Raw genomic sequence first — 24012 nt, 5'->3', positions numbered from 1 at the left:
GGATTCTGCGTACTACTAACGGGATTCGCGTCCACGCGCGTTCGGTAGGACGCGCGCCGACCTACTGAGCGGTGCTCTCCCGCTTCGGCAGCTTCCAACCCCGCCGCGGGAAGTGACAGGTGTAACCGTCCGGGTAGCGCAGCAGGTAGTCCTGGTGCTCGGGCTCGGCCTCCCAGAACTCACTCGCCGCGGTCACCTCGGTGACCACCGAGCCCGGCCACAGGCCCGAGGCGTCGACATCGGCGATGGTTTCCAGCGCGACGCGTTTCTGCTCGTCGTCGAGGAAGAAGATCGCCGATCGGTAGCTGGTACCGATGTCATTGCCCTGACGGTCCTTCGTCGTCGGATCGTGGATCTGGAAAAAGAACTCCAGCAGCGCCCGGTAGTCGGTCCGAGCCGGGTCGTAGACGATCTCGACGGCCTCGGCATGGCCCGGGTGATTGCGGTAGGTGGGGTGGTCGTTGCGGCCGCCGGTGTAGCCGACACGCGTCGACAACACACCCGGCTGCCTACGAATCAAGTCCTCCATACCCCAGAAGCATCCGCCCGCCAGAATCGCCTTGCGCGTGTCGGTCACGCCTCCTCCTTTGTGAACAGGGTCTTGTACTCACCGTAGCCCTCCGCCTCGAGGTCATCGAGGTGGATGAACCGCAGCGCCGCCGAGTTGATGCAGTACCGCAGGCCGCCGGCCGCGCGCGGCCCGTCGGTGAACATATGCCCGAGATGGCTGTTACCGTGCGCCGAACGCACCTCGGTGCGGATCATCAGATGACTGAAGTCCCGCTTCTCGATGACGTTCTGGGCATCGATCGGCTTGGTGAAACTCGGCCACCCGCTGCCACTGTCGAACTTGTCGACCGAGGCGAACAATGGCTCACCGGACACCACATCCACATAGATACCCGGCTCGTGATTGTCCCAGTACTCACCCGTGAACGCCCGCTCGGTCCCGTTCTGCTGGGTGACGTGATACTGCTCCGGCGACAGCCCATCCACCGCCGCGGGATTCCGGTTGTATTCCTGTGCCACCTGACCTCCTCATATCGGCCCCCCGTACAACCAGCCTCGAGGCTGCGAAAGTCCCCATCAAGCCGCGCGTCACACTTCGGTCACTTTTACCGGGACAGGACCTCGCGCAAGGGCGGCGATGGCCCCGGACCGAGCCGCGGTCCATCCGCGACCAACGGGGCTGATGTCGTCGGGGGATACACCGGGGCGCGCGCAGGGTGGTGTCCGTGTGCACTGCGTTCGGGTGCACTCGCCGAGGAACGGGTAGTTCACTACTCGCGATCATCGTTGGTGTTGGTCGGATGATTCGTGTACCAGCCACGCAACGTCCGATCGAGATGGAAACGGTGGCAGCGTCCGATGGTGCTGACTCCGGCTCGACACGCTCATGGCCCACGAGAAGCCACGCTCCGAAATGTGGGTGCGGTGACAGCTGAGGAGGCCGGGCATGACCACCACACTGAAGGTGTATGCCAATGACGATGACGCGCTGCTGTATTGGCGGCCGTCGCAGCCGATCACCGCCTGCCGCGGGTTCGCGATCGAACGACGGAAACGAACCGCCGCTGGAACCGAGGTGTCGTTTCTGCCCAACCGGATGGGCTTCGCCAACGAGCCCGTGATCGCTCTCGTCGACACCGAGACCGATCGACGCCCGGCGTCGAAACCGTCGACGCAGTGGCCGTTTCAACGTTTTTCGTGGACCGACCATGACGCCGATAGCGGCGACGCCGTGTCCTATCGAGTGATACCGGTGGTGCGAGACCCCGACCACAGCCTGCGGCTACTGGATGGCGAGGCCAGCGACTGGAGTCCGGAGCGGACCCTGGGCGCCGCGCCGACCGGGACGTATCGCCCGTTCTTCAACCGGGCATTCGTCATCTCGCAGTTCATGGCTCGATTCCTTGCTGAGAATCACCTGACGCTGAAACAGTTCAAACAGCGGATCACCGACCGCATCGATGATTCGATTCGGCTGTTCCTTTCGGGTGGGCTGCGCCGGGCCATGCTGGAGATGATGGACGGCGATGACGACGACTTCCAGGTGTTCGCGGCGCTGTTCGAACTCGGTGACGCCGAACTGGTCGCGAAGCTGACCGCGCTGGGACCACGAGCTCACGTCGTGCTGGCCAACGGGTCCATCACGAAGGCAGACGGCGAGACAACCGCACAAGCGCGTACCCGCGACGAGAACGACGATGCCCGCGCTCTGCTGATCGGCGCCGGTGCAGATGTGGAGAAGACGAACCGATTCACGTCCCCGGGCCCGTTGGGGCACAACAAGTTTCTTGTTCGCACGACCAGTGGCGGCCAGCCGGTACGGGTGTGGACGGGCAGTACGAACTGGACGCCGACCGGTCTGTGCACCCAGATCAACAACGGTCTATTGATCGACGATCCCGCGACCGCGGCGATCTTCCTGCAGCAATGGCACCGGCTGCGCGATGCCGGCAGTGCGTTCCCGCCGTCGTTGGTATCGAGCAATACTGTCCCGCATCCGCTGCCCGGCAACGGGCAGGGCACCGTGTGGTTCACCCGCGCCGCGCATCACGCCGACCTCGACGCGCTGCGCCAGGAGATCGCGGCGGCCCGCGAGGGCATCCTGTTCCTGATGTTCATGCCCGGCGCGACCGGGCTGTTCGCCGACGTGCTCGCCCGCGTAGGGGAGCCCGATCTCTATGTTCGCGGTGTGGTCAGCGAACTGCCCCGCGGCCGGGGCGATGAAAGCCGAGCAGATGTCAGCCTGATCGACGGCCGCACCCATCACCGCCTCAGCCTCGACATCGTCGAGCCCGAGGGCGTGGCGCACCCGTTCGCCCAATTCGCCGCCGAAGTAACCCATAAACAATTCCTGAGCCAAGTCGGCCACGCGATCGTGCACAGCAAGGTTCTGGTGATCGACCCGTTCTCCGACAACGCGACCGTCATCACCGGCAGCCACAACTTCTCGACCTCGGCGTCGACGCGCAACGACGAGAACTTCGTCATCATCAAGGGCGACCGCGCCCTCGCCGAGGCGTACGCCGTCAACGTCTATGCCGTCCACGCCCACTACCGCTGGCGGTCGTTCCTCGGCCGGACCGACCACCCCTTCAACGGGCTCGAAGACAACGACACCTGGATGAAGCCGAAACTCGAAAGCAACGCCCGCGACTTGAAATTCTGGGGCGCCTAGACACGGAGACGATCGGTAGTCCGGGACGGACAGCGTGGGCAGTCGGCTCATGGCACCATTCCGGTGGGCATCGAATGTCCAACGGCGCCAGTCTGTCACAGGCGTGGTGGGTAGCATCGGCTATGAGTCCGAAGGTAATTCGCTGTCGGAAGGCTCGATTCCGCCTCGCCGCAGCCTCGTTATCCGGCAGTCTCCCCTGCTTCCTCGGCCAGGGCAATGCCGAGAGCCTGGATCTGCTGCTTCACCTTGGGGCCCGCCTCTTCGTACGCCTTGGCCGCCGCGAGCCGTTCCTCCTCGCTGTCGTACATCCAGCCGGAGATAACAGCGGTACCGCCATCGCAGTAGGCCGACCTACCCAAGACATGTCGGACCCTTTCGCGCACTACCTCATTGGGCGTTCCGCGGACTTCCAAGTCCGGATCCAGTAGCGGTGAAATCTTCCTGCGCAACCTCCACAGCAGCCCTCCTGGGGCGACCAGAAATGCACCGAGATCGAGATTGATCATCTAATACCTCCTCCATTGAATGCTGCAGCTATCTAGCTACGAGCGCCATCCTCAGTCTGGACATATAGCGTGATGTACGACTGGTATACATGCCGATAGCAAGTGCTAGATGGATCGTGCACGAGAAGAGGATCAGCACCCAGGGGGCATCTTTCAATACGATGTCGGGGTGCACTATCCACGGAAGAGCATGCGGTTCACGCAAATTGAACGTGTAGATCGTAGCACCGCCTTGAATCAATGCGGCATACGCTACGACCGCAATCGAGTTGGTGACGGCCCAGGCGATCATTGCGGCAGTGATCAGCGAGGATCGGGCCGCGTTGCCGCCGACGAACCGAGACACGACCCATGCCGAGATGATTGCCGGTGTGCCAAAAATAATGACCGACCAGGGGTTGGGTCCAGTGATCTTGGTGAGGACGGTGTCGTGAATTCGGCTGATCGTCCACGCCATGCCGGCGATGTAGAGAGATAACAGCGTAACGATTGCGATGTTGCCTGGTGGACGTTCTCGAACTCCAACTTCGCTACTGGGACGATGAACCCGGAGCGGACCGTGTCATAGCGGAGTGTCAGTGAGCTGATTTGACGAGCGTAGACGTGGACAAAATTACATCCGAGGCCATTTGATATGAGCATCGGAGACGCACCTTTACTGGTTACTCCGAGCTTGACGCTCCCATTGAGGCCGTTCGAACTGATGGCGAGGGCAATCAAGCGGCGTTCGATCCCGCGCTTCCACCCGCCGGTGCCGCCGCGGTGTTGGTCACGCTTTTCGAGGGCAGTCAACGTTTCCCGGTAGGTACGACGTTTGCCCTTGCGTGCGGCCTTCATTTTATCTTTGATGTCCGCCGAGTTGACGAGCGCCAATTTGACGTTGTACAAGTACATTCCAGGTGGCGCCGACAGATCCAAGTGATAGCTCTGTGTCTCCAGTGCGAGCGGCATCACCAGGGTGAGGTTACGATGTTGCAGACCGAGCCGTGTTCGCAGCCTTTCGTACACGTTGGAAGTTCGGTCGTGGGCGATAATTCTGTGCTCGACAATGAGATGCTGCCATTCTGATCCGCTGTGGTCGGGTGCGATAACCCAGATGACCCAGTCCTCGCAGAGCTCTTCCACTAGACGTATGAACTGATCGATTTCCTCGGAGGTCGCCTTCTTGCTATCGACCATCTGCTCTTGCAGTGCGTCGAGATAGTGGTGCAGCCGGAACTCGGGCCCGCGATCGGAGTTGCTGCTTCGGTACTTCGGATATTCCGAAATTACAGCACTGAGGATGCTGAGCCAGACCGTATCATTTGTATCGATGGCATTACCGACCAGTGCGGTCAACTTCCGGGTGAGCGCGTAGGCGACCAGACCCTGCCCGCTGTCGAACGGAAGAGCGGAAGTCCGCTTGTCACTGAATTTGAAAACCAGATCGTTGACCGGCGCTCCCTTGCGTAATCGTACGGCGGGGATGATTCGCTCGCTGCCTTTCAGGGTTGACGGCAACTCGACCCGCTTCAGAATCTTGTGTCTGTAGTAGTCGCCGTTCTCCATCTCGATGGCGTGGCCGACGCGACGGTTGAAAGAATGTGGTGATACCAGATGGTCGATTGCCGAAGAAAGCGCCTTATCGGGTAGTTTTGTGGCAGTAGTGAGATAGGTGTGGATTTTTCGCTTGCCCTGGCACTCTGTCGGCAGCATGATGCCCCACTGGCCGAAAAATCGAGCCTCGCGGCCGTAGAAATTCCGTGCCCACCGCCGAACCGAGCGTTCATCGGCGATAATGCGAACGATAGCGCCGATCAATGCTGCGAAAGTAAGCGTCCAAATATATGCCGCATAGGACGAGTGCGCTTCGAAGAGCGCGGGGAAGAGGAGTAGGTAAATGAATATCTGCGGAATGGTAGCCGCCAGTACCACGAGGCTCGCCTGTTCGAGCAGATGGGTAATGCGGCGCGGCCAGATGCCGGCCGATATGCCGCCGACGGGATCGGTACCCAATCGAGGCTCGCGTGGCCTATCGAATGATTCGAAAGGCAGCGTACTGCCACCGGGGGGTGTTGCTGCCGTCGGAATCGCTGTTGTTTTGCTGTTCATGCATAACCCGGCTCTGACACCACGTGATCGCCGTGCCGACAAAGTCAACCGCGGACGGAATATCGCAATTCCGCCACGGCGATGCCGCAACCGGGCCTCCTCCCATATGCCGTTCACGTTGCGCCGTCCCGATCCGGCGGGCCTTGACTTTGCTGCCGTTCGACAGGACCTTCACTGTACGTCCCTGGACGGCGACACGCGCAGAACATGATGAAGAATCTACATATTGGTAACGCATGAAAATGCCTACCAGTAGGTAATGCATTACGTCACAAGACTCGGAAGATCCGATACTTTTTATAACTAACATGTGAATTCGGGGGCGTAGGACAACGTGAACAGTGATCTTCGGCCTGGGGGCCTGCGCCGGGGACCGCACTGATCCGGCGATCGTGGAACGCTCGGTAGCTGAACGGTTCTCTGCATCCGAACAGGTTCCCGGCATAGGGTTTGATCTATGACGAGCAACCCGTTCTTCGAGCGCAGTGCCCTGCCGTATGAACTTCCGCCGTTCGCTGAGATCGGTGAGCAGCACTATCTGCCCGCATTCTGGCGGGGGATGGCGGAGCAATTGGCTGAGGTCGCCGCTGTCACCTCGGTCGATGAGGTGCCGACTTTCGCGAATACGATTGTGGCACTGGAACGTTCGGGGGCCGTGCTGACTCGGGTGGCCAATGTGTTCTTCAATATCACGAGCTCCGATTCCACGGCGGGGACCGATGCGATCGAGGCCGAGGTGTCGCCGCGGTTGGCGGCGCATCGGGACGCGATCTATCTCGATCCCGCGCTCTTCGGGCGCGTTGACGACCTGTATCGGCGCAAGGACGAGCTGGGGCTGGATGCGGAGGAAGCCAGGCTTTTGGAGCGGTACCACATTCGTTTCGTGCGGGCGGGAGCTCGGCTGGATGTGGCGGGACAGGCGCGGCTGCGTGAGCTGAATGCGGAACTTGCCACGGCGGCAACGGAATTCGGCCAGAACATCCTGGCGGCCACCAATGCGGCGACGGTGGTCCTCGAGCAGGCGCAGGAGTTGGCGGGACTGGGACCGGCGGCGGTTGCGGCTGCTGCGGAAAGCGCTCGGTCCTCGGGGCACGACGGGGCGTGGGCGCTGCGTCTGCAGAACGTTTCCAATCAACCCGTTTTGGCCGAGTTGGCCGATCGGGATGTGCGGCGGCGGGTGATGGCGGCTTCGCTGGGACGCGGGCTCGAAGACAACGGCCCACTCGCCGTTCGGATAGCGGCGCTGCGGGCCGAGCGGGCGGTATTGCTCGGGTATACCGACCACGCGGCCTATGTGGTGGCGGATCAAACCGCGAAAACCGCTGCCGCGGTGGAGGAGATGTTAGGGCGGCTGGTGGCGCCCGCGGTGGCCAATGCGGAGCGGGAGGCGGCCGAACTGGCCGAAACCATGAAGGCGAGCGGACACGATGGCGAGCTCGAATCCTGGGATTGGCAGTTCTGGTCGGAAAAGGTTCGGGCCGAGCGGTTTTCGGTGGACGCGGAGGCATTGCGTCCCTATTTCGAGCTCGAGCGGGTGTTGCGGGATGGGGTGTTCTTCGCCGCCGAGCAGGTATACGGGATCACCTTCCGCGAGCGCGAGGACTTGGTCGGATACCATCCGGAGGTCCGGATCTTCGAGGTGTTCGACGCGGACGGCACTGCACTGGGGCTGTTCCTCGGCGACTTCTTCGCGCGGCCGTCGAAGCGTGGCGGGGCGTGGATGAACGAATTCGTCAGTCAGTCACGGCTTTTGGGGACGCGACCGGTAGTGGTCAACAACCTCAATATCGTGAAGCCACCCGCGGGCGAGCCCGCGTTGCTCACCTGGGATAACGTCCGGACGCTGTTCCACGAGTTCGGGCATGCGCTGCACGGTCTGTTCTCGAATGTGGTGTTTGCGTACTTCGCCGGAACCGAAGTGCCGCGAGACTTCGTCGAATTCCCCTCGCAGGTGAACGAGATGTGGATGTCGCGACCGGAAGTGCTGGCCAACTATGCCAAGCATGTCGAAACCGGCGAGTCGATGCCCACCGAACTGGTCGAGCGGATGGAGGCCGCCGAGCGATTCGGCAAAGGCTTCAAAACCGTCGAATATCTGGGCGCGACGCTGCTGGACTGGGCATGGCACCGCATACCCGCACCCGAGGCACTGACCGGGACCGACGCCGAGACGTTCGAGGAGCAGGCACTGCGCAAGGCCGGCCTGGCCATCGACGCGATCCCACCGCGATACCGCACCGGCTACTTCGCGCACATCTTCTCCGGCGGCTACGCGGCAGGCTACTACTCCTACATCTGGAGCGAGGTCCTCGACGCCGACACCGTCGAATGGTTCAACGAAGCCGACGTATCGATCCGCGAAAAGGGTGAATTGTTCCGCCGCGAATTGCTCTCCCGCGGTGGCTCGGTAGACCCCCTCGAGGCGTTCGAATCCTTCCGCGGCCGCGCCCCCGACATCGCTCCGCTCCTGATCCGGCGGGGCTTGCTGAACTGATCCGGGGCGCTGGAACCGGCGGTGGTGCGGTCGGTTCCAGCGCCGGTCGGTTATCCGAACAACCCGCCGAGGACGCCACCGCTTTGACCGGCCTCCTGGCCGCCGCCGGTGCCGCCGATGAGACCGCCGGGGGGCAGTTCGGAGGGCTGGACGATGACGAAGCCGCGGCCGGAGAAGGACAGGGTCAGGCCCTCGCCGGTGCTGCGGCCGATCAGGCGGCCGAGGCCGAAGGAGTCATTGCGTTTGATGCCGGTGGACAGGCTGGACGACCAGGCGACGGCGGCTTGTGGGTCGGCGTAGGTGGGCTGGTCCACGTTGAGCACGACGGGCGTGCCGTGGGTGGTGATGGCGATGCGGCCGCGACCGGTGAAGACGCAGTTGAAGAAACCCGCGTTGCTGGCGAAACCTGCTGCGCCCTGGACCCTTTGGATGTTGTAGGACAGGGACGTATCGAAGGCCAGCACATTCGCGCCATTGATGGTGAGACCGTCGGTGCCGTCGAGGTCGACGGTGTGCACGTCGGCTGCGGCATTGGCGAGGAACAGATCGCCGCGGCCGGACACCTGCATCAGCGGCACGCCCTCACCGGTGAGGCGCTGCTGGATGGCGCGGCCGATGCCGCCCGAGCCGAGCGCCTTGAAATGCAGGTCGCCCTGGTAGGCGACCATCGACCCGGCGCGCGCCATGGTTTCCCCATTGACGGCGACCTTGATCATCTTGCCGCCCTGTTTCTGGATGCCGATGCCGTTGACTTCGGCGTGGCTCGCGTTGAACAGTTCGCTCTGCATCGGCAGTGCTCCTTGCTGAGGTGAAGACATCGGTGGGGGCGGCGGCACCGCGCCGGGCGGGGGATAAGTAGGCGGCGCGGGATACCCGACCGTCGGCTGAGCCGGAGCGGGCGGCGGGGGCGCCTCGGGTTCATCGTCGATATTCACACCGAACGCCGTCGCGATCCCGGCGAGCCCATTGTCATAGCCCTGCCCGACTGCGCGCACCTTCCACCCACCACCGCGCCGGTAGATCTCCACGCACACCACGGCGGTCTCGGTGCTGAGCCCGGTCATCGGAAAGGTCAGTGTCCCGGAGTCGGATCCGATCGTCGCGGTCAGCGAACTCGCGCCCGCGAAGGTCGGCGGCCCGCTGCCGTCGAGGCTGGCGGTGACCACGACCTTGTCGACATCCGCGGGCAGCGCGGGGGTCACCACATCCACCATGTCGCCCGCGCCGCGCCCGTGCCGGTAGGTGACACCGGGGCCGACCGGCTGATTGAAGAAGACGAAGTCGGCATCGGAGCGGACCCGTCCGTCGGTCCCGAGCAGCAGCGCCGACACATCGACCGGTGCGGCACAGGTGACGGTCACGGTCATCCGATCGCCGGGCGCGGGCCGATTTTCCCCGCGAGCGAGTGCGGTCACGGCGGACCGCCCAGGTCGATATGTCCGAGTGGCATGCGATTCACGGGATCAAGTGTGTCCCGAGTCCGGTCCGCGCGCCACTATCCGGGGCGCGTCCCGGGATGTCGTGGTTCACCGCTGCCGCCGTACGGCAAGTCTGTCGCCGGACAGATCGGGCCAGGGCGGCCTGCGCAGCACCGCGAGCGTGGCAATGACCACCGCCAGCAGGCCGATCAGCTCACCTAGCAGCGCTATTCGCGTCACATCTACCGCGGGCGCCCACGCGGCCTGCCCGTCATGGACGACGAACACGCCGATCGGCCGCGAGCCGCGTAGGAGGCCGCCGGTGCGGGCTACGGTGATGACGGTGGCGCCGTCGGTGGTCTCATGTGGTCGGCCGTAGACCAGCGAATCATCCTCGACCGGACCTCGGCTCAGCTGATTTCGAAGCATCTGTCCCACCCCTTGTGTTCTGGAACCGGCTGTCGCGCAGTCCCCTTGGAGTATCGACGGGGCGGCGAGATGTGACAAGGGTGCGCCAAGACGTATGTCCAACTGTGGGGCCAGGGGACGTGGTCGGGTGTGGTAGGAAGTTGCGGGATCGAGGGCGAGAGGAGCGGGTTTGTCGGCGAGGCTATTGCGGTGGTTGGTGCTGGTAGCGGTCGGGGCCGCACTGATCACTGTGCCGGGGGCGCAGGTCGACCCGGCCCTGCGGTTCGCGCACCAGCGGCTGCATTGGAAGCCTTGCGGTATCGAGGATCTGGACAAGGCGGGTGCCGAATGTGCCGATGTGCTCGTGCCCCTCGACTATCTCCGGCCCTACGATCGCACACTGAAGGTGGCGATTTCCCGGGTCAAGGCGACCGATCCGGCCCAGCGCCATGGGATCCTGCTCGCCAATCCGGGCGGCCCCGGCGCATCGGGTTTGGACAGTGTGGATTTGCTCGGTGACGTGCTCACACCGCAGGTGCGGGCCCGATTCGATGTGATCGGTATGGATCCGCGCGGCGTCGGCGAGTCCGGTCGAACTCCGCGCTGCGGGTGGCCCATCGGCGAAATGATCCGTTCGGCGGGTCTGGATCCCACGGGCTTCGCCCGCGAAACCGCATTGGCGGCGGATATGGCCGCCAGTTGTGTGACCGATGATCCGGTGAAGGTGCGCCAGCTCACCACCCGCAATACCGCCCGCGATATGGATATCATCCGGGCCGCGTTGGGCGAATCGAAGATCAGCTACTTCGGCGTCTCCTACGGCACCTATCTCGGTGCGGTGTTCACCCAGATGTTCCCCGAGCGCAGCGATCGGATCGTATTGGACAGCGCGATCGATCCGGACCGGTATTGGGAAGGCCTCGTTCGGGATTGGGGGCCATCGGATGAACGAGCGATCGATGAATGGTCGAATTGGGTTGCAGGACAAGATGATACGTACCACTTAGGCACCACCCCGGCCGACGTGCGTGCCACCGTGGTGGAGCTCATCGCCGCGGCAGCGCGTCAGCCGATCGTGATCGACGACTTCCCGATCGACGATCATTGGCTGCCATTTCTGTTGCACAACATGGTGACCGACTTCCGGCGCAACCAAGCGCTGGCCGAGTCGATACGGGAAATCGCGGATGCGGCGGGTGGTCCACCCGTGGCGGCGCGGGAGCCGCGGCTGCACATCACGCTGCAGGCGTTGCGATCCGAGGAGAACTCCGTGCTGGCCCAGATCGCCTGCGGCGATGCCGCGGCGCCAACCGATCCGGCGTGGTACTCGAGAAATATTGACGCCACCCGCGCCAGCGAACCGGTGTTCGGGGCGCTCGCCAACAATATCCAGCCGTGCGCATACTGGCCACGACCCGTCGAACCTGCGACCACCGTTCGGAATTCGGTCCCCGTGCTCATCCTGCAAGCGACCGGGGACGCCAGAACCCCGTATGCCCACGGTGTTCGACTGCATCAGGACCTGGCCGGATCTCGCCTGGTCACACTGCAAGATGTCCGGATCCATATGACATTCCGGCCCGATCTGAGTGCCTGCGTGAACAATGCGATCAACACCTACTACGCCGAGGGTGTCCTGCCCGCCACCGATATCACCTGCTACGCCGATCGAGCAGTCCAGTAGGAATCAACCGGGCACCACCGCCCACGAGTGATACCGCGACGCCGCATTCCACAGGAAGAAGCTATTGGTCCCCGCGGCCGCCGCGGCATCGATCTGTGCCTTGACCTCGCCGTCGCCATAGTTCACCCCGAGGCTGAAATCCTGCAACCACGGAATGACCTGGGCCCCGGTGCCTTCGGTCTGCGCGAAGAAGTCGGCCAGGGACCGGAACACGATGTCATACGGTTGCGAGTTGGGATTCGCTACACCGTATTCGCCGGGATTCCAATGCGAGGGATAGAGCATCGGCGCCACATAGTCGACGTACCGAGCGATCAAGGGAATGTCCTGTGCAATCTCATCCGGCCGGGTCGCGGCGATACCGAAGACCGCAGCGCCGAGGTTGGCGCCCTTATCGCGCACCGGATCCCGGCTCTCGTGCAGGAATTCCGCGATGGATACGCTCGGGGTCTCGGTCAATCCGGGGAACTGCATCTGCGACAGCGGACCGTCCGGTCGCCGGACATAGTCGTATATGACGCCGTCGAATCCCAGCTCGGCCGCCTCGGTCGCGAGATCGATGTTGTATTTCCGGATTTCCGGGTTGGCGAAGTTGGTGAACGCGATCGCACCGTACTTACTGGCGTACGGCTGGCCGGACGGGTTCTGGATAACCCAGTCCGGATGGCCTTCGCGCCACGCCCATTCGGCCATCGTCGGGTCACGGAACGCCACGATCCGCCCGACCACCCGTACATTCATCTCGTGCAGTTGCCGCAGCGCGGCGCGCACATCGTAGATCCCGGCGGCGGCGCCGGTTTGCCGTGCCAGCGGCACCTGCGAGTCATAACCGATCACCCCGTCCTCGTCCTTGATATCGAGCTGAACGGTGTCGATGCGCCCCTCCCGCGCCATATCCAGCACCGGCTCGCGCAGGCCGTCGTAGGCCCACCCGTACGCGGTCATATGCACGGCCTTGACCCTGGGCATATCGACCGAGGTCGTAATCGCCTGTATCGCCTTATTTCCCGCGGCGTCGACCGCGACCACCGCACCGCCGACCGGCGTGCGCGGCAGCGTGATCTCGAACGACCCGTCCGCGGCCGGCGTCACCGACTGTGTGCCGATGGACACGTGCACGGCGCCGGATTCCTTGCCGCGCAACGTGATCGGCTGACGATAGGATCCGGCCGTATCCGGCTGGGTCACTTCGAGTTTCGGCGCTTCGGTATCCACGGTGAAGGTCGCGGTAGCCCCCGGGCCGGTGCTCAGCAGTCCGAGTATGCCCCCGCGTGGGATCTCGGCGGTGAACTTGTGGTCGCCGTCGGTGAGGTGTCCGGGGCGGTACAGCACCGTGTCACCCTCGACTGTGCCGGTCACCGCGTTGCCGTCGAGTTCGAGTCGCATGGCGCTGGGGTCGTGGCCGTGCGCGTCCACCCGCAACACCAGACCGGCCAGCGTGGCCGCGCCCACCACCCCGTCCGGGAGTCCGGACAGCGCCAAACCCGCGGGCTCGGCCCGGTTGGCGCCGATGATCACAGATGCGATGAGAATTGATAAAGCCGCGATAACCGCTATTGCCACCAGCCGCCACCGTCCGGTGATCCGGACCAATTTATCCAACGCGCGCACCAACTTTCGTCCGTAGCTATCGCCTAACTATCTACCTCGGACAGCGCTCGTGGACGCAGTTATTCCGATTCGCAACCGAGATTCCTTGCCGCCGAGTACCGTTCGAACGGTGGTGCGGCGCACGACTATCGGAGCTCGGTTTGTCCTGTCTGCCTTGATGTTCGCGACCGTCGCCGCATGTGACCGGGCGGCGGATCCCATCCCAGCGGTCGCCGAAATCGCCTCTTCTCCGGCGACGACACCGGTACCCGATCCGGCCGCGGTGGGTGCCAACGAGCTCGGACTCGTGCCCATCCTGATGTATCACCAGGTGACACCGGCACCGGCTGGCGAATACGACCAGACGCCGGAGAAGTTCCGCGCCGAACTCGAACGGCTGCACCGCGAGAACTATCGACCGGTGACCGTCGCCGACTACACAGCCGGTCGCATCAATATTCCCGCGGGCACCCACCCGGTGGTGCTCACCTTCGACGATTCCACCGTCACGCAGCTCCGCTTCGCCGAAGACGGAAAGGTGGCCCCCGACACCGCGGTCGGGATTCTCGAAGAGTTCGGTGCGCGCAATCCGGACTTCGCACCCACCGCGACCTTCTATGTCAACAACGACCCGTTCGCCGATGACGTGCGGGCACTGCCTTGGCTGGTCGCACACGGATACGAGATCGGCGCCCACACCGCGAGCCATGCCAACCTCGCCGGTCTGGACAGCACCGGCGTCCAACATGAACTGGTCGCGAACGTGCGCGCGATCGAGTCCGCGGTGCCCGGCTACCGCGTGCGCACGATGGCATTACCGCTCGGCATCTTCCCGCGCGAGCGCGGACTCGCCACCGCGGGCAGCTGGGACGGCACGCCCTACACCTTCGAGGCCGTGTTGCTGGTGGGCGCCGAGCCAGCGCCGTCTCCATTCGGCCGGGTCGATCCCGCCGGTGTCCCGCGCATCCGATCCGGCAGGAACGAGGTCGATTTCGCTTCGGCCTACTGGCTCGATCGCCTCGACCGGCATCCGGATCAGCGCTATACCTCCGACGGCAACCCGAACAAGATCTCGGTCCCCGAACAGCTTGCCGACGAACTGAATCCGCGCTGGCGTGACCAGTTCAATCCCTACTGACCAGCCGGTCGTCGAGAACCTGGCGATGTTCAGCGATGTGCTCGGCCGCTGAGGCAGTCGATGTCGGATGATCCCACCAGGCCGTTTCGGCTCGGATGGCCGTATGTATATTAGCCACCGCAACTAGTTACCAGGGATCAGCGAGTGGGGGCAGATCGCTTGTGGCGCAGTGTGCCAACTCGCTCGACCGGCTCGACTCAGGTTTCGAGAGATCTTCCACCACGAATAGCCGATCAGAACTTAGGGCTCAAAATATGACGAATTCGACCACCCAGGCACCGGCAACGTCGCCGGACCTGGATGCCGGTGAGGGTACGTCACTGTCGCACCGGCAGATCCTGACCATCCTGTCCGGTCTGCTGCTCGGCATGTTCCTCGCCGCGCTCGATCAGAACATCGTGAGCGTCGCCATCGTGCGGATCGCCAACAGCCTGGACGGATTCGACGAACAGGCCTGGGCGACCACGGCGTATCTGATCACCGCGACGATCACCACGCCGCTCTACGGCAAGCTGGCCGATATCTACGGTCGAAAGCCGTTCTACCTCACCGCGATCGGGCTGTTCGTCATCGGTTCGGTGGCCTGCACCTTCGCCACCTCGATGTATGAACTCGCCGGATTCCGTGCCTTCCAGGGGCTGGGTGCGGGTGGGCTGATGTCGCTGGCCTTCACCATCATCGGCGATATCGTGCCGGCCCGGGAGCGGGTGCGTTACCAGGGCTATTTCATGATGGTGTTCGGTACCGCCACTGTGCTCGGACCGGTGCTCGGCGGCTTCTTCTCCAACTACGACCAACTCTGGGGTGTCGAGGGCTGGCGCTGGGTGTTCCTGGTCAACGTGCCGATCGGTGCGCTCGCGCTCGGCGTGGTCGCGAAGGTGCTCAATGTGCCGCATCAGCGCCAGAATCACCGCATCGACTGGTTCGGCGCGGTCGCGTTGACGATCTGTGTGGTGCCGCTGCTGATCGTCGCCGAACAGGGCCGGGATTGGGGCTGGGGTTCCCAGCGCGCGCTCATCTGCTACGGGATCGGTGCGGGCGGGTTGCTGTTGTTCCTGCTCGTCGAATTCCTGATGAAGGACGCGGCGCTGATTCCGTTGCGGCTGTTCAAGAATTCGACCTTCAGCGTGACCATCGCGGGCGGCTTCATCGTCGGCATCGCGATGTTCGGCGCGATCGTCATGGTGCCGCAGTACTTCCAGGTGGTGCGTGGGTATTCGCCGACCAAGTCGGGTCTGCTGATGCTGCCGCTGGTGATGGGAATCATGTTCGGCTCGCAGATCGCCGGGCAGATCACCAAATTGACCGGGCGGTACAAGATCCTGCCGGTGTTCGGAACATTCGTCATCGCGGTCGGATCGGCGCTGTACGGGCAGGTGCACTACGACAGCCCGCTCTGGCAGCCGCTGTTCTACGGTGGTGTCATCGGCTTCGGCCTCGGTTCCTGCATGCAGACGCTGATCATCGCGGCGCAGAATGCGGGCCCGCGTTCGGATATGGGTGTCTCGACCGCATCGGCCACCTTCTTCCGTCAGATGGGCGGCACGCTCGGTGTCGCGGTATTCCTGACGATCCTGTTCAACCTGCTGCCGCACCGCATCATCGACGCGTTCGGCGGAGCGCTGCCCGTCGGGTTCGACGCCACCCAACTGAGCACTATGCAGAGCAATACCAGCGGGATCGCGGCGCTACCGGACGAACTGCGGGTGCCCATCCTGATCGGGTTCACCGATGCCATGCACGGTGTCTTCTATGTCGCCGCCGGTGTGGCGCTACTGGCCTGTCTGGTGCTGATGTTCATGAAGGAGATTCCGCTGCAGGATGCTCCGGTGCCCGCGCCGGAGCCGATCACGTTGAATGCCGAATCCAGCTGGGACGAGGCGCAGGTCTGGGAGGGTGCCGCGGCGGTGATCTCCGAGCCCGAACCGGTGCTGGCGGGTGCGGTCAGCAGACATGTCTCGGTCGATCACGACGGCAACGGTGTGTACGTGGCCGCGGTTGTGCCGCAGTCGTATTCGAGCGACGAGTACGAAGGCCGATCGATCGGTGGGCGGATCGAGCGTGAGGACGGCAGACCGGTGCCCGGGGCGGTGCTGACCCTGATCGACCAGCGCGGCCACCAGGTTTCGCGGGCGACCGGCGGCGCCGACGGTGGCTACCGCATCGGTGCGCCCGCGGCGGGTAACTATGTACTGATCGCCTCGGCGACCGGACATCGACCCGAGGCGGTCAGTGTGGCCGTCGGACAACGATCACAACTGCTCGACCTGACTCTCACCGGTTCCGGCGAATTGTCCGGCGTCGTCCGCTCGGCCGGTCGCGGCATCCCACTACCGGGCGCCACTGTCACTCTGACCGATTCGCACGGCGAGGTCGTCGGAGCCGCGATCACCGCTGGCGACGGCGCATACGTCTGCCACGGTGTCGTCTCGGGCACCTACACCCTGGTGGCCGTCGCCGAGCATATGCGCCCGAGCGCGACCACACTCACCGTGCCCGACAGCGGCCTGCTACACCACGATATCGACATGGCATCGATGGCCGTACTCGCCGGATCGGCCTGGGCCGATGGCGACCGCGCGGTATCCGATATCCAGATCACCGTCCTGGACGCGGCGGGAGATCCGACCGCGACGGCACGCACCGACGCCAACGGCCGCTACTTGGTGACCGACCTGGCCGAGGGCCAGTACACGATCGTCGCCCGCGGCTACCCGCCGGTGCGTAGCCGAGTTACGGTATCCGGCGGCGAGGTGACCCACGACGTACACCTCGGCTACGAGTCCGAGGATGCGGTGGATCGGCACTGACGCAACAGATCGGCCATGGGTGGCGCGAGATAGCAGTCCAGCCCGGCCTGCTCGCCCTCCGCGTGGGCGGCGTTGCCCACGTGAAGGTGACGGTCGGCCCGGCACACCGGTGCTGCGCAGCCGTCGATCTCGTTGACGCGCAACATGTCCCGCAGCCCCGGCAGGCTCCGAGTCGAGCCGCGGGCCGGCATCGAGGGGACAGACCGGGCGATCCGACGGACCGGCTTACGTTATCGCCGCATCGATGTCGGATCGCCTGCCTCACCACTTTTCGGGTCCAGCGCCACGAACCCCCTCTCGTTGGATCCCAGATCACCTGGCGCACATAGTATTTCGCTGATACCGATCGTATTCGTCCGGTCTACCGCGCCTTGTCGGCCAATGGCATCAGATGCACCAGACGGCGCTGCCGAGGGGGATGCAAATCACGGCTGAGCCGAAGATGATGGGATCCGCCGACACTGCGGGTGTGGTGACCGTGGCGGGACTCGCCTCGGCCGACGCCAGAGGCGCTGCGACGAAGAGCAGGGGCACGGCCGTAGCGGTCGCGGCGACTATTTTGAACATTCTGGTGGACATCTCTTCATCCTTCGATCGAATCAAATTTGTCAATGAACGTCCTCGACCGGCTGACATGCGCGATGTCCGGCTCCAGGGCGTTGTTTGTGTCGAAAGCCCGGCTGCGCTCGTCGTGCCGGACTGACGCGCCGCCTGTGGTTCGGCGGCCTCGGTCTGCTGGTCGGCGGGGTATGGCCCGGTCAGCGGACCGTGATCGCGTGCAGGTCGTCGCCGATGACGACCTCTGCCTGAAAGCCCTGCTGAGCTCAGGTGTGCCATTGGTCGGGATCGAGGTGAGTGCCGCGAAATCGGCGATGTGGGACAGGGCGGAGGTGATGAGGCTCGCGCGCTCGGCGACGTCGGTCGACATGCACCTGAAGTCGACATCGGCGACGCCGCGCCGAATGGCGTTTCTCGATTCGCTGAGTTGTGAGACGCACATGAAGTGCCGCCCTCGACCCCGACCCGGATTCACGGTTGTGCAGAGTGGCCAACAGTAGGGCCACGCGGTTTCGGCCACGCGGCGACATTGCCGCGTCAGCAGACAACTAACCGCGCCGATCATCAGGTGTAGTGGAGAGTCTACCGCCGGATCCCATTGAAACTGGAATAAACCGGGAAGACTTACTCACATTGCGAAGAATGTTCGGACCGGTGCACGCGACTTGGGCCCGCGCTCTGATCTCGGTCCACTCGATACTTGACACTGTGCTCACAAACCCCGCCAGACCTATGTGGCCGCGTCCGGGTTGCGAGAAGCAACCAGGCGGGCATGGCCGACCTGATTCAGGACTGCGCGGTTTCCAACCGCGCAACACTGTGCAATAGGTCGAGGTTGTCGACGGCGGCGAGGTGGGTACGGGGTAGGCGGGTTCGGTGTTGTCGAAGGTCGTCAGTCCACGTGCAGCAGCACCTCGGCGGCGAGGCGCTCCATGTGGGCGGCCTCGTCGAAAAGCGGGTTCACCAGAATCATTTCGGCTCCGGCTGCCGCAACCTCACGCAGGCCCTGTATGCAGTCCTGCGGTGTGCCGTGGACGGCGACCGGCAGCAGGGTTTTGCCGAAATCGCCGTAGAAGTCGATCAGGGTGGCGGCCATGCGCTGTTCGGCGCGCTCCGGATCGTCGTCGACGGCGATGTAGACGCGCTTGGCGATGCGGAAATCGGTTGGGGCGCCGGCGGTTTCGGTGAGGGTTTCGCGGACGAAGCGGACCTGCTCGGCGAACTTCGCGGTTGTCGTCGATCCGGCGCCGAAGAAGCCGTTGCCGTTGCGGACCGCGCGTCGCAGCGCGGCGGGGGTGCTGCCGCCGAACCACAGTGGCGGATAAGGTTTTTGGAACGGCTTCGGCTCCATGGTCGCGCCGGCCAGCTGCCAGAACCGGCCGTCGATATCGATGCGCGGCTGGGTCCAGAGCGCCTTCATGACCTGTAGGCTCTCGTTGAAGCGGGTCACCAGGTTATCGGCGGGGTCGACGTCGAATGCGGAGAACATCCGGTTGCGTCCGCCGATGCCGACGCCGATCTCCAGCCGTCCGCGGGTGAGCTGGTCGAGGGTGCTGATGCGTTTGGCCAGGTGGACCGGATTGTGCAGCGGCGTTACGAATACCGCGCAACCGAAGCGCAGGCGTTCATTGCAAGCGGCGGCGAAGGTCAACAGTTCGATCGGACTCAGATTGGGCGCCGAGCCGAGCAGTTGCTCGGTCGTCCAGGCGCTTTCGAAGCCGAGGGTTTCGGCCCGGTCGAGATAGGTCCGCAGGTCGGCCGGCTGGAACGACCCGTCGGGGATGAGCTGCGGAACCGAAATGGCATATCGCATCATCCGAGCGTAGCTCGCGCCGCGATACGGCACTCCGGGCGATCTTGATAGAGACCTGAACATGTCGGTAACTCGGCTGTAACCGCCCGCCGAGCCGCCACGCTGCCCGCAGGGATACATTGTCCGAAAGTCATTATCCCAGAGAGGAAATCACCAAAGTGGGGCAGTTCTGCAGAGCCGTCTTCCTGGACGCCGACCACAAGCTGATCGGGTACTTGGAGCCCAAGGTCCGGTTCTTGAGACGGGCCTGGATCGGCGACGACTTCGTCCAGGGCGTGGAGCGCCTGCTGACGGTGCCGACTCGCGTGGTGTGGGCCGGGCCGCTGCCGCGTCCGCACGGCGTGCGGGCCGACGAGAGCCTGTACGACAAGGCCGCCTCCGTCGCCCCGCTGGTGGCGCCGCAACACGGCTTCATCGGCCGCTACATCCTCAACCACGACAAACGCACCTATGTCGACAAGGCGACGGTGCTCGGAAGCGACGACCGTGAGCGCATCCACCCGCTACCGATGCTGACCGCCGATGGCTCGGGCTGCGACGGCGGCCGCACCGGCGGTGATGTCGCGCTGGTCGGTGCCTGGGCGGGGGACCGGATTTCGATGAGCGCCATCGTGCCCACCGGATTCGAGCTACTGAAGTACGACCTCGTGCCGAACTAGTCGATGGTCGACTTCGGTCGACCATCCAGCGGAGCTGATCAGAGCCGCGGATCGAAAACCAGCCGAAACCCGGTGAGCCCGTGTTCATCACCCGAGGCCCAGAACTCCCGTCCCGGCAACTCGTTCTGCGGCAGCCCGGCCTGCTCGGCAATCTCGGCCGCCGAAACCCACATGGGCGAATGGGCCGGATGCCATGGCGTCTGTACCTGCGCCCGATCGCCGAACAGCAGGATCACCCGCACCCGCACTGGTTCAGGATCCATAGATCCATGATGCGCGCTCGGAACCGCCGTCGGCCACGTTGCCGAGCTCGCACGCATCAATCGAAACGTACTTCCCACCGTTTGATTCCGTTGAGCCATCCGGAGCGCAGATGCTCGGGTTCGCTGATCTGGCGGAGGTTGGGCATGGTGTCGGCGATCGCGTTGAACATCAGGTCGATCTCGAGACGAGCCAAATTCGCGCCGAGACAGTAGTGGGTACCGGCACCACCGAATCCGACGTGCGGGTTGGGGTCGCGCATAATGTCGAAGTCGAAGGGATTCTCGAAGGCGTCCTCGTCGAAATTGGCGGAGCTGTAGAACAATCCGACGCGTTGGCCCTTGCGGATCAACTGCCCGCCGAGTTCGACATCGCGGGTCGTGGTCCGCTGGAATACCGAGACGGGCGTGGCCCAGCGGACGATCTCATCCGGCGCGGTGCGCGGGCGCAGCTCTTTGTAGAGCTCCCATTGGTCCGGATGATCGACGAAAGCCTTCATGCCGTGCGTGATCGAGTTGCGGGTGGTTTCGTTCCCCGCCACCGACAGCAGAATCACGAAGAACGCGAACTCGTCCGACCCCAGATGTTCGCCGTCGATATCGGCGTTCACCAGTTTCGTCACGATGTCGTCGGCCGGACAAGCCCGTCGCTGCTCGGCCATGGTCCACGCGTATCCGGTCAATTCGAGCTGAGCGGTCGTGGCATCGCTGGCGTACTCCGGGTCATCGGCGCCGATCATCTGATTCGACCAGGTGAACAGCTTCTTGCGGTCCTGCTGCGGCACTCCGAGCAGTTCGGCGATGGCCTGCAATGGCAACTCGCAGGCGACCTGCTCCACGAAATCACCGCTACCGGACTTCTTGGCCTCGTGCACAATCCGGTCGGCGCGCTCGGTGAGTGCCGCACGCAGGCTCTCCACGGCGCGCGGCGTGAACCCCTTGGAGACGATGCGCCGATTCTTGGTGTGCGCCGGCGGGTCCATATTGAGCAGGATCAGCCGCTGCATGTCGATCTGTGCGCGGGTGATGTCGGACTGAAAGCGGATGATCGCGCTGTTCTCGCTCGAGGAGAAGATCTCGGGATGTTTCGAAATCTCTCTGATGTCTTCGAGTTTCGTAACCGCCCAGTAGCCGCCGTCATCGAATCCGCTGGACCGGTCGGATTGGGCGCACCACCAGACCGGCGCGGTCCTGCGCAGTTCCGCGAATTCCTCGGTCGGCCTGCGTTTCGCCCACAGATCCGGATCGGTGAGATCGAATCCGGTGGGAATCGACGGCGTGGCCATGGCCACCTCCCAGAGCTAGAACGCGTTCCATGTTCGATTGAAGCACAGTAGGCAGCTCTGAAAAGGTGAAACGCCTACGCGTCCCCGGGGTGACGTGAGGCCGTCGAAGTCCCGTTCGTTGTAGCGCGTGAAGAATCGGCCGGTCAGCCGCAGCAGTGGAGCAACTGTGGATCGGGTTGTGGCAGTTCGGGACGGTATCGGTCGTCAGTGCTCGAGCTTGCGCAGGAGGCCGTGCAGGGCCCGCAGGTCCTCGGAAGAGAGGGCGGCGACCGCTGGCGGCGCGGGGTCGGGGGTGGCCATGGCCTGGGCGAGGACGGCCCGACCGGCGAGGGTGATGGAGACCTGTTTGCGCCTGCGGTTGGTCGGGTCGATCTCACGCACCACCAGTCCGAGTTCGTCGAGGTTATTGACCGCGACCGTGGTCGCCGGCGCGTCCATGCCCGTGGCCTGCGCGATCTGATTGAGCGTGAGCGGTCCCGGGCGCAGGCGGCGCAGGATGCGAATCCGGCTGAACGGCAAGCCCGTTCGTTCGGTGACGGCGCGCTTCCACGAGTCGCGGGTATCCATCACCACGTGGGTGAGTTGTGCCCACACCACATCGGCGGTGGGTGCGTCATCCGGCATGCGCGGGAACCCTTTCTTCCAACATCGGGGCGACGCGAGCACGGGACCGGGCGGCCCACTGGGTATTCGCGACTATGCCGAGTATGGCGATCCCCGCGGTGAACACCGCGATCAGCCACCACAGACCGGCCCCGGTCAGCGCACCGCACAGCGCGACACCGATGCTCACACCCACCTGTCTGCTGGTCGAGGCGACCGCCGCCGCGGCGCCCGCGCGATCCAGCGGCATTCCGCTGACCGCCGCCGTCGTGATCGGCGCGTTGACCATGCCGAATCCGATTCCGAAGATCGCGAAGAGGGTGACGAGCTGCCAGACCGGTGTGGTCGCGTCCAACTGGGTGAGTAGTACGGCGGCAATGGTCATCGCGGTGCCCGCCGCGAGCAGCGAGGGTTTGGTCCCATAGCGCCCGACCAGACGTCCGGACAGTGGTGAGAAGATCAGCGTCGCGACCGCCATCGCCAGGTACAGCAATCCGGTGTGCACCGCCGAATAGCCGCGTACCCCTTGCAGATACAGCGAACAGGTGAAGAGGAATGCGCCCAGTGCCGCGAATGCGAAGATCGCGGTCACCGTCGCCGACGTGAACGGCACACTGCGGAAGAATCGCAGATCGATGAACGGATCTGTGCGCCGCGATTCCTGCCACAGGAAGGCCGCGAGGGCCACCGCCGACACCGCGAACACCACCGGCAGCCGCTCGATCAACCCGAAGACCAACGTGAACAGAAATGCGATCGCCAGCAGCTGTCCGATCGGATCGAGTCCGCGCACCGTGGCGGACTTCGATTCCGGCACGAACAGCGTCGTCAGCACCAGCGCGAGCGCACAGATCGGCAGATTGATCCAGAACACCGACTGCCATCCGAGCGAATCGATCAGCACGCCGCCGACAATCGGACCGAGCGCCATCGAAATGCCGACCACGGCACCCCAAATGCCCACCGCGCGAGCACGTTCCACCCTCCCGGTGAATACCTGCGTAATGATCGACATCGCCACCGGATTGAGCATCGATCCGCCTACAGCCTGCAAAAACCTTGCCCCGATCAGGGTTTCGATGGTCGGCGCGAGGCTGCACGCCAGCGATCCGAGCGCGAAAGCCACCAGCCCGATCCGGAAAACCCGCCGCCGCCCGAACCGATCGGCCGTCGCTCCCGCGAGCATCAGCAGGCTGGCGAGGGTGAGTGTGTAGATATCGATGATCCACTGCAATCGAGCCAGTGGCGCATCCAGATCCGCCCGAATCGCGGGCACCGCCACATTCACGATGGTCGAGTCCATCGACACGATCAGCAGGCTCAGACAGCACGTCGCCAGCACCAGCACCTTCCGGCGCGGCGTCAGCTCACCAACAGTTGTGTTCACACAATGATTGTGTCGTTACAACTGTTCCGAATGCAAGGAAGTGGCCATGGATGTGATCCGCGGAACACGAGCGTTCGCCGTGGTCGGGAGCCGGGCGGTCATCCAGCCCGGGCGGTGCGGGCT

At 64.0% G+C, this 24012-nt stretch carries 19 protein-coding genes; 7 read left to right on the top strand and 12 right to left on the bottom strand.

Features of this window, described 5'->3' with window-relative positions; genetic code table 11:
* Positions 1-61: 61 nt before the first annotated feature.
* Entirely contained in the window at positions 62-529 is a 468-nt protein-coding gene (gene msrA / locus ACQP1G_RS29200; RefSeq protein WP_433208911.1) for a peptide-methionine (S)-S-oxide reductase MsrA, read from the bottom strand.
* Between the two features lie 44 nt (positions 530-573).
* Positions 574-1029, bottom strand: a complete 456-nt coding sequence (msrB, locus tag ACQP1G_RS29195) for a peptide-methionine (R)-S-oxide reductase MsrB (RefSeq protein ID WP_433192762.1) — start codon at positions 1027-1029, stop codon at positions 574-576.
* 427 nt (positions 1030-1456) lie between these two features.
* Between msrB and ACQP1G_RS29190 the strand changes: the two genes are divergently transcribed.
* Positions 1457-3184, top strand: a complete 1728-nt coding sequence (locus tag ACQP1G_RS29190; RefSeq protein WP_433192761.1) for a phospholipase D-like domain-containing protein — start codon at positions 1457-1459, stop codon at positions 3182-3184.
* 179 nt (positions 3185-3363) lie between these two features.
* On the opposite strand, the gene ACQP1G_RS29185 is transcribed toward ACQP1G_RS29190, so the two are convergent.
* A complete protein-coding gene (locus ACQP1G_RS29185; protein ID WP_433192760.1) occupies positions 3364-3690 on the bottom strand; it encodes a hypothetical protein in 327 nt (108 codons plus the stop codon).
* Positions 3691-3993: 303 nt separating this feature from the next.
* The gene (locus ACQP1G_RS29180; RefSeq protein WP_433192759.1) at positions 3994-5781 is read right to left on the bottom strand and encodes a hypothetical protein; all 1788 of its coding nucleotides are present in this window, start codon (positions 5779-5781) and stop codon (positions 3994-3996) included.
* Between the two features lie 457 nt (positions 5782-6238).
* Here ACQP1G_RS29180 and ACQP1G_RS29175 point away from each other — a divergent pair, with 457 nt between their 5' ends.
* Positions 6239-8275, top strand: a complete 2037-nt coding sequence (locus ACQP1G_RS29175; RefSeq protein WP_433192758.1) for a M3 family metallopeptidase — start codon at positions 6239-6241, stop codon at positions 8273-8275.
* Between the two features lie 50 nt (positions 8276-8325).
* Here ACQP1G_RS29175 and ACQP1G_RS29170 read toward each other — a convergent pair whose 3' ends face one another.
* Both ACQP1G_RS29170 and ACQP1G_RS29165 read right to left on the bottom strand, forming a co-directional pair.
* Positions 8326-9690: an AIM24 family protein gene (locus ACQP1G_RS29170; protein ID WP_433192757.1), complete on the bottom strand. Its 1365-nt coding sequence runs from the start codon at positions 9688-9690 to the stop codon at positions 8326-8328.
* Between the two features lie 111 nt (positions 9691-9801).
* On the bottom strand, positions 9802-10122 hold the full coding sequence (locus ACQP1G_RS29165; protein ID WP_433192756.1) for a hypothetical protein: 321 nt from the start codon (positions 10120-10122) through the stop codon (positions 9802-9804).
* Between the two features lie 169 nt (positions 10123-10291).
* On the opposite strand from ACQP1G_RS29165, the gene ACQP1G_RS29160 reads away from it, so the two are divergent.
* The gene (locus ACQP1G_RS29160) at positions 10292-11785 is read left to right on the top strand and encodes an alpha/beta hydrolase (RefSeq protein WP_433192755.1); all 1494 of its coding nucleotides are present in this window, start codon (positions 10292-10294) and stop codon (positions 11783-11785) included.
* Between the two features lie 3 nt (positions 11786-11788).
* Here the strand turns inward: ACQP1G_RS29160 and ACQP1G_RS29155 are convergent, their stop codons facing one another.
* Positions 11789-13387, bottom strand: coding sequence for a putative glycoside hydrolase (locus ACQP1G_RS29155; protein WP_433192754.1), 1599 nt, complete (start codon positions 13385-13387; stop codon positions 11789-11791).
* A gap of 166 nt (positions 13388-13553) precedes the next feature.
* On the opposite strand from ACQP1G_RS29155, the gene ACQP1G_RS29150 reads away from it, so the two are divergent.
* The 3 genes from ACQP1G_RS29150 to ACQP1G_RS29140 all read left to right on the top strand — a co-directional run bounded on the left by ACQP1G_RS29150 (position 13554) and on the right by ACQP1G_RS29140 (position 18026).
* Positions 13554-14513 (top strand): polysaccharide deacetylase family protein, encoded by a 960-nt coding sequence (locus ACQP1G_RS29150; protein ID WP_433192753.1) that lies wholly within the window; start codon positions 13554-13556, stop codon positions 14511-14513.
* 254 nt (positions 14514-14767) lie between these two features.
* The gene (locus ACQP1G_RS29145) at positions 14768-17323 is read left to right on the top strand and encodes an MFS transporter (RefSeq protein ID WP_433192752.1); all 2556 of its coding nucleotides are present in this window, start codon (positions 14768-14770) and stop codon (positions 17321-17323) included.
* A gap of 391 nt (positions 17324-17714) precedes the next feature.
* Complete coding sequence (locus ACQP1G_RS29140; protein WP_433192751.1) at positions 17715-18026, top strand: hypothetical protein; 312 nt, start codon at positions 17715-17717, stop codon at positions 18024-18026.
* A 747-nt stretch (positions 18027-18773) separates the two neighbouring features.
* Here ACQP1G_RS29140 and ACQP1G_RS29135 read toward each other — a convergent pair.
* On the bottom strand, positions 18774-19697 hold the full coding sequence (locus tag ACQP1G_RS29135) for an LLM class flavin-dependent oxidoreductase (protein WP_433192750.1): 924 nt from the start codon (positions 19695-19697) through the stop codon (positions 18774-18776).
* Between the two features lie 155 nt (positions 19698-19852).
* Here ACQP1G_RS29135 and ACQP1G_RS29130 point away from each other — a divergent pair, with 155 nt between their 5' ends.
* Positions 19853-20353, top strand: a complete 501-nt coding sequence (locus ACQP1G_RS29130; protein WP_433192749.1) for a hypothetical protein — start codon at positions 19853-19855, stop codon at positions 20351-20353.
* Positions 20354-20391: 38 nt separating this feature from the next.
* Here the strand turns inward: ACQP1G_RS29130 and ACQP1G_RS29125 are convergent, their stop codons facing one another.
* The 4 genes from ACQP1G_RS29125 to ACQP1G_RS29110 all read right to left on the bottom strand — a co-directional run bounded on the left by ACQP1G_RS29125 (position 20392) and on the right by ACQP1G_RS29110 (position 23889).
* Positions 20392-20616, bottom strand: coding sequence for a hypothetical protein (locus ACQP1G_RS29125; protein ID WP_433192748.1), 225 nt, complete (start codon positions 20614-20616; stop codon positions 20392-20394).
* A 56-nt stretch (positions 20617-20672) separates the two neighbouring features.
* The gene (locus ACQP1G_RS29120) at positions 20673-21899 is read right to left on the bottom strand and encodes a cytochrome P450 (RefSeq protein ID WP_433192747.1); all 1227 of its coding nucleotides are present in this window, start codon (positions 21897-21899) and stop codon (positions 20673-20675) included.
* 204 nt (positions 21900-22103) lie between these two features.
* Positions 22104-22523, bottom strand: a complete 420-nt coding sequence (locus tag ACQP1G_RS29115) for a MarR family winged helix-turn-helix transcriptional regulator (protein ID WP_433192746.1) — start codon at positions 22521-22523, stop codon at positions 22104-22106.
* Positions 22513-23889 carry an MFS transporter gene (locus tag ACQP1G_RS29110; protein ID WP_433192745.1) on the bottom strand — a complete coding sequence of 459 codons (1377 nt, stop codon included), beginning with the start codon at positions 23887-23889 and terminating at the stop codon, positions 22513-22515. The genes ACQP1G_RS29115 and ACQP1G_RS29110 overlap by 11 nt, the downstream gene beginning before the upstream one ends.
* Positions 23890-24012 lie beyond the last annotated feature (123 nt).

This window comes from Nocardia sp. CA-107356, assembly GCF_050946365.1.
Taxonomy (GTDB): Bacteria; Actinomycetota; Actinomycetes; order Mycobacteriales; family Mycobacteriaceae; genus Nocardia.
The sequence above is the reverse complement of the archived record's forward strand: the minus strand, read 5'-3'. Positions and strand labels throughout refer to the sequence as shown.